Origin of the sequence: Robiginitalea myxolifaciens (assembly GCF_900115205.1) — a bacterium.
GTDB lineage: Bacteria > Bacteroidota > Bacteroidia > Flavobacteriales > Flavobacteriaceae > Robiginitalea > Robiginitalea myxolifaciens.
The window spans coordinates 453,423-460,449 of the sequence record NZ_FOYQ01000001.1 but is presented as its reverse complement, the minus strand read 5'-3'; the positions used below and the strand labels follow the sequence as shown (position 1 = coordinate 460,449).

5 protein-coding genes are annotated in these 7,027 nt (G+C 50.2%); 2 read left to right on the top strand and 3 right to left on the bottom strand.

Annotated elements, in window-relative coordinates; all coding sequences use genetic code 11:
• The 3 genes from BM318_RS14350 to BM318_RS02015 all read right to left on the bottom strand — a co-directional run.
• A partial coding sequence (locus tag BM318_RS14350) for a hypothetical protein (protein WP_218154978.1) occupies positions 1-377 on the bottom strand: 377 nt, incomplete at its 3' end.
• A gap of 311 nt (positions 378-688) precedes the next feature.
• Positions 689-1,840 (bottom strand): T9SS type B sorting domain-containing protein, encoded by a 1,152-nt coding sequence (locus BM318_RS02020; RefSeq protein ID WP_245759713.1) that lies wholly within the window; start codon positions 1,838-1,840, stop codon positions 689-691.
• 1 nt (position 1,841) lies between these two features.
• Positions 1,842-5,114, bottom strand: a complete 3,273-nt coding sequence (locus BM318_RS02015; RefSeq protein WP_143099897.1) for a beta strand repeat-containing protein — start codon at positions 5,112-5,114, stop codon at positions 1,842-1,844.
• 332 nt (positions 5,115-5,446) lie between these two features.
• Between BM318_RS02015 and BM318_RS02010 the strand changes: the two genes are divergently transcribed.
• Together BM318_RS02010 and BM318_RS02005 are read left to right on the top strand one after the other, a co-directional pair.
• On the top strand, positions 5,447-6,190 hold the full coding sequence (locus BM318_RS02010; RefSeq protein ID WP_092980249.1) for a carboxypeptidase-like regulatory domain-containing protein: 744 nt from the start codon (positions 5,447-5,449) through the stop codon (positions 6,188-6,190).
• Between the two features lie 127 nt (positions 6,191-6,317).
• On the top strand, positions 6,318-7,004 hold the full coding sequence (locus tag BM318_RS02005) for a hypothetical protein (protein WP_143099896.1): 687 nt from the start codon (positions 6,318-6,320) through the stop codon (positions 7,002-7,004).
• Positions 7,005-7,027 lie beyond the last annotated feature (23 nt).

The following is a 7,027-nucleotide window of genomic DNA, read 5'->3' as shown; positions in this document are numbered from 1 at the left end:
GTGGCTCCGGTCAAATCTTGGTTGTCTGTGCTGACATAACCGGATAAGTCTACAGTCTGAGTTCCCCCGTTTTCAAGAGTCAGGGTCAGGATATTTCCATCCAGGCTAAAGTCGGTGATTTGTTGATCATCAGTAGCCGGATCTCCCGGCTCGCCTTTTTCTCCAGCCGGTCCAGCCGGTCCTGTCAAATCTTGTGACTGAAATGTAGATCCGTCTCCATAGACAATTGTAAAAGTTCCATCGTTATTATTGATAAACCGTAAGTCACGGCTGGCAGCACCACTGACGCGATACCAGGAATCAGCTACAAAATAGTACAATGCTTCTTCGTCCCTGTTGTATACAACTGCCCCGGTAAGGGGTGATATTGCGTTCATTTGAGCAGTTGTCAAACGGGGCAAGACCAATGCTTTGTCAGAACTTTCCAATTCAAGGACGGAATTTGGGTGAATTTGACTCGGTCGTTCACCAACCTTGAGTTGTGCTCCCAAAGAGATAGAAAATAGTAGACAAATTGCTGGTATAAATCGTTTCATAGCCCAATAGATTTGGTACTATAAAAATACTGCCGGGGGTATCGCAAGTCATTAATTTGTTGGGAAATAGCCCTTAGCTGTTGTGAAAATCAGCAAAACTTTCCCTAATCGTCTGAAAGGGACGTTTAATCGAAAACGGATGGTTAACTGGCTCATCGACGTAAGTAGAGAAAGCCCTGATATTCCAAATTCAGGTCGAGCATTCGGACAATATAGAAGTAGATTCCCTCCGGAAGGCCTGCATCGCGGTCTACAACGAGATTGTTGGTGTTGGATATTCCCTGAAAATCCCCGGTGTAATTATCTGCAGTATATACCAGAAGACCACGGCGGTCATAGATGCGCAGTTCGTTATTCGGCGAATCGATCAGCTCTTCGATGACCAGGAAGTCGTTGATGTTATCCCCGTTCGGACTCAAATAATAATTCGGCAGATCGAGTAACTCTTCCGGTTCGCCCAACCCTGCAAAGGTGAGCACCTCGTACTCGTCCGGAACAATGGTTTCGGAGATCGCAAAACCATTTTGCAGGTCTCCCGCGCGGGTAGCTGTGCCAATGGGTACCCAGCGAGAGGAAGCCTTATCCCAGCCCACCAATTCAATTTTACCGAGATCATCCGTCAGCAGTTCCAGGTCGCTATCCGGATTCCAGGTGAGGGTAACTGTGCCGGGTTGGTCGGCTTCGAGGCGCCAGAATTCCCGGGTTCCTATATTCTCTATGGTCGGGGGCTTAAAGGTTGGATCCAGGAAACCATACTGAGCAGAATTCGTGGGGTCGTCCCGGAAATAGGCACACTTGGCTATAGCCGCAGGTGCCCCGGCCTGATAAGTGAGGGGCCGTAACTGGTCAATATCTCCCACCGGAAATACAATGGTGCTTTGCTGGGTAAACAGGGCAAAACCATCTACCTTGGAAGCGTCGGATTCCCCATTGGTAAATCCATTTTGCAACATGCCAATATAACGATCGGCCAGGGCGCGATCCGTTCGGAAATCCCCGATAATGAAATTGAGGTTATTGCCAATGAGCAAGGGCAGTTGCAATTCCACACCAAAGGGGGCCGCAATTTCCACATCGAAAAACCCCGGTGCCACAGAACCGCTAACTACAAGGGTATTATCTCCATAGAAGCCAAGCAGGCCCTGATTTTGATCAAAAACAGCCTCGTTGACCAGGTCTGTGTGCATACCCACCTGCGCCCCATCGTGCATCTGCATTCCTCCGTAGTGCTGCAGGGCAGGTTGGGCGAGTGCCGTGGGCATCCCTCCCAGGAAAATGAGCGCTATGTTTATTGCAAATCGCATATTATTCGATGATGCTTACAAAGAAGAATGAAGGATCCTCTAAAGCATCCGTAATATTATTCCTTACTTCAATATCCATGGAATTATTGGTTTGCACTACAACATAAATGCGGTAGTCGCCCGTCGCGGAAAGTTGTACTGTATAATTCGAATCTGCCAGAGCAGCAGTAAAGTTTATGGTGAATTGGCCATTACCCGCGCTCGTTATACCGGAAATCCCGTTGCCCTTGGTAAGCGCATTTGAATTTCCATTTACTTTTCCCCAAACAGAAACCGCGGAGGTGGCTGGAGCGGCCCAAACAACTGCCCCTCCCGTGGTGGTGAGGACATCCCCGTCGTTCAGACTGGGTTCTATTTTGGCAGGAGTTACTGCAGCATCTTGAATTTCGGATTCGCCAACGGCATCGTCTATAATTTCACCGCTTCCTATGGCGTCAGTATCAATGTCCCCTTGAGTAATTGAATTAGCTGCAATTTGGCCTCCCGGACCTCCTGAAATTGTTCCTACGGCAAGCGGAGTGCCATCGCCGTCTCCGGTAATGGTGGTGCCGTCTACGTTAACGGTTCCGCCACCTCCGGCAGCGGCCCAGGCCGTACCTGTTGCTGTAGCGGTCAGGACTTGACCGGGTGTACCCGTAACGCCATTTTCATCGGTATAGAATCCTTCATTCTCCAGGCTCTCGGTGAGCGTTTCTCCTTCTACCTCTAATTTGGCATTTGGTGTTCGAGTACCTATTCCCGCGTCACCTTGATAGGTGACCGTAAACTTGGCATCATTTAGTGTAGGACCGGAAAGTACATTGCCAGTATTTTGCAAAAAGTGAATACTTCCGTCCCCGAATCCATCAACCCGCTCGAATACAATAGCACCTTTTGCATAAGGTGTTGGTGTAGTGGCGCTTACAGAAAATAAAAGACCAACAGTATTGCCATTTGCCGTATTGTCGTTCTGTAACATCAAGGGGTAGGCGATACCTGTAACCTGCTCTCGAATATGCACCTTGGTAAGGTCACCGTGTGGATCACCATCTAATCCAATTCCCAATCCTCCGGTATTAAATCGCAAGGCGGGGTTCCAAGAGAAGCCAGGTTCGTCGGTGATAGGAGCTCCCGTGCCAGCATCTGCAAAAAACACTCCATTGGGATCGCCCGTGGCTCCTAAATTAGCTACAACTTCATCGATCGCTCCCTGCACATCGGTTGCGGTTAATGATGATGTTAGACCGTCGAATGCAACTTCATCTGCGTTAAGGGTATCCCATATCACATCCCCGGCTCCATCCGTGGTCAGAACTTGTCCGTCAGTTCCTTCGGCAATTTTGTCAACCGTCACATTGTTGTCTGCAATATCATCTGTCTGTACTTCCCCATCCAATATTTTGGCGGTTGTTACCGCGTCGTCGGCCAGGCCAAGTTCGTTACCTACTGTTCCATCTCCTATCAGCGTAGCATCCGTACCCACAGCACCAGCAGTTGGTGCTGCCCAAACCACATCGCCGGCTCCGTCCGTGGTGAGTACCTCCCCGGCAGCTCCTGCCTCGATTTTGGCAGGGGTTACGTTTTCATCGGCAAGGTCATCGGTTTGTACTTCACCGTCCAATATTTTGGCGGTTGTTACCGCGTCATCGGCCAGGCCTAATTCATTTCCCGCTGTACCGTCTCCGATAAGGGTGGCGTCTGAAGCAACGGTACCCGCGCTAGGAGCAGCCCAAATAACATCGCCCATGGCATCTGACGTCAGAACCTGACCCGGGGCTCCGTTCAGGATCTTTTCAATGGTTACGGAGTTATCCGCGATATCTGCAGTTACAATAGTACCGTCGAGGATTTTGGGTCCGGTAACCGCGTCGTCGGCCAGCTGGTCGGTATCGATACCCCCATCGGCAACCCGGAAAGGATCACCCATGGAACCCACCCCTACGATGGTAACCTGATCGGCAACTTCTACCGCGCCACCACCGGCAACCGCATCTACATAGGCTTTGGTGGCCGCATCCTGATCCAGCGTAGGATCGGCAAGGTTGTTAATTTGCTGTGCCCCGGCATCACTGCCCTGTGTAAGAACACTATTTAAATCCTGGGTTCCCCCGCCGCCAACACCGGCAATTTCGGCATCCACATAGGCTTTGGTGGCTGCATCCTGTGGATCGGTCGGATCGAGTATGTTTTTGATTTGTGCAGCACCTCCGTCGTTTCCGGTTGCAAGGACCCCGGCCAAATTCTGCGCCCCGGCTCCGGCAAGCGCACTGAGATCTCCTGTAATGACAACCCCGCCTTCAGTAATTTCCAAATCGTTCCCGTTGAGCACAATGCTCGTGATTTGCTCATTGGTTGCACTGAGGTCGGCATCGGCTCCCACGTGGGTAGCCAGGTCGTTTTGTACTGTAGTTACCTGATTCTGAAGCGGTGTAATATTGAGGAATGCCCCACCGTCACCCCCGGCTGTAATACTGTTTCCGCCATCGGTACTGACGATGGTCTGGGCCGAGCCCCCAACCACGTTATCCACATAGGTCTTCACCGCATTTTGAGAAGGGTAGAGGATATCCGAGTTGCCCAGGGTAACATCGGTGGATTTGTTGGCGACATCTTCTTTTAAGTCCAGGTCGTCCTGCAGGTTGTTGATGGCGATTTCGAAGGGCTCAGCGTTGAAATAGGCGCCCCCATCGGTACCTGCCGTAATATTGTTTCCGGCATCTGCGCTGATAATGTTCGCCCCTGTAATAAACCCGGCATCATTGGTGAAGTCGGCCAGGGTAACTTCGGTATAATCCATTTCCAGGTCGGTAATGGTATTGTCCTGTAATTCTTCGGAGCCCACGGAATTCGGGGCTAGTTTATCCGCTGTAACGGCGTTGTTCTGAATATCAATCCCCCCAATACTAAAATCCACTATGTTTTCGCTGCTGATTTCGCCCACTTCGAAGTTCACGGCATCCCCGTTCAGGGTAATCACCATGGTTTCGGCTGTATTCACAATGGCGTCGGTCGTAAATTCCAGCGGGAGTTCCTCGCAAAGGTTGATCCACTGGGTGCCTTCGTAGTAAAACAGGCAGGCGATATCCGTGTTGAATACAATAGCTCCTTCCAGGGGAACAATGGCATTCATTTCGGCGGTGGTTACCCGGCTTAAGACCAGGGCCTTATCTGTACTCTCCAGTTCCAGGAGGGATGCCAGGTCAATATTTTGAGGGTTGTCGCCGATTTTTACCTGTCCATAAACAGACAGACCGCCCAGCAGCAGGGCGCATAGTAGGAAGTTCTTAGCTTTCATAATCCGCATTTTTGGGTATGCAGGTGGGTGGATTGCCCTAATTTACAGCAGATTCCGATTTGTGGGGATAAATCGGGACAAAAATCAAAGTCATTCCAACTCCAAGAAACAAAAATAAGATTCTGCCGAAACTACGCGTCAGAAAACCCTTGAATTACGCAATTTTCGGGATAAACGGAGGCAGAATCCGACAAGATGCACATAGGTAAATTATTCGAGTGCATTTTACCTGCGGAACCCCTTGTTTTTATTGACCTTAACATAAGTTTATGCCCGCCGTGTTTTTTTTTCGACGGCTATGCCCGTTCTTTATATTTCTATTGCCAGCCGAAATGCGAAAATTGCTACTACTTACTGCGTTCTTAGCCGCGACTTCTGCCTTTGCCCAGGAAGACGACCGCGAAATCCTCCGGGGTACCGTACTCTATCGGAACACCGCAGTACCCAACGAGAACGTTATCAATACCACTGCCGGGACTGCGACCATTACAGACGAACAGGGTCGGTTTGCCATAGCCGCCAAATTAGACGATGAACTCGTTTTTATGGCCCTGAACTATGAGCTTCAGGTGGTTACCATAGATGAGGAGACCTTGAGACGAAACCGCCTGGTGGTAGAGGTTAACGAAAAAGTAACGGAACTGGACGAGGTAACAGTTAGTCCGGAGGAGCAGGAGGAATTTCTCAGGCTCCAGAATGAGCGTTTCAAAGGCTTTGATTACGAAGTCGATGAAACAAGCGAGGTGCAGAATATAGCCCTGGATCCTACGGTTACCGGCATGCAGAATGGCTTGAATTTTGTCAACATTTTTAAGCTTTTGGCCGGAACCTTAAATAAGAAGAAGGAAACCGAAGGAACAGAGCTGAAAATGAGCGATGTATTGCGGCAGATTTACGACGATACTTTTTTTATTCGGGACCTGAAATTGCCTCCGGATGGAATTGAAGACTTCCTCTATTTCTGCGATGCGCAAATGCCTTCGCGCTCCCTGCTCCGAAAGGAGAATGAATTTGAACTCATCGAATTTCTGGTAACCCAAAGTGACGCTTACCGCAAGAGCCTGCAGGAGGATTGATCCGGGCCACTACCGCCCAAAATCACCCCGTAGTTGCTTACTAATTCTGGGGTTGTTATTTGCATTTAATGTATCGGCGCAGCAGTCAGTGGTTTCCTCAATCCCTAAGGAAATACAGGGACGAACTGTGGAGAATGGTGAAGGCATTCCCGATGTACATATCTTAAATTTAAGCGCCAGGACGGCGACCATTACCAATGCGGATGGTGTATTCCGATTGGAGGTTAGCCAGGGGGATACCCTCATGATTTCGGCGGTGCGCTATATGCGGATGATGTGGGTAATTTCACCTGAGGCCCTGGAGGCCGGAGAAATCGAAATTCCCTTGCAGCCATTTGTCAATGAGTTGGATGAGGTTGTGGTAAGCCCGTATGCACTTACCGGGGACCTCGCCGAAGACCTGACCCGGATTCCGGAGAATAAGGCGCCAACCTCCTATTCCCTGAATCTGCCGAATGCCACGGCCCGTAAATACACCCCAACGGAAAACAGGCTTCACGAGGCAACGACGGGCGGAGGGCTGCTTCCCCTGAACCCCTTACTCAATGCCATCACCGGCCGCACCAAACGCCTGAAGAAACAATTGGCTGTTGAACATCGGTTTGCCAAGCTTATGGAGATTCGCCAGCCCTTTGCCGACAGCGTTTTTGTGGATCAACTGGGGATTCCCGAGGAGCGTTTGTCGGATTACCTGTATTTCTGCGAGGTAGATTCGCTATTTACCGATGTCGCCTATTCCGGGGATCAGCTCAGGATTTGGGCTTTCTTCCGACGCAAAGGCGAAGAGTACCGCAAGAACAATGACCTGGACTAAGGCCAGCTGCCCGGGAGCAACTC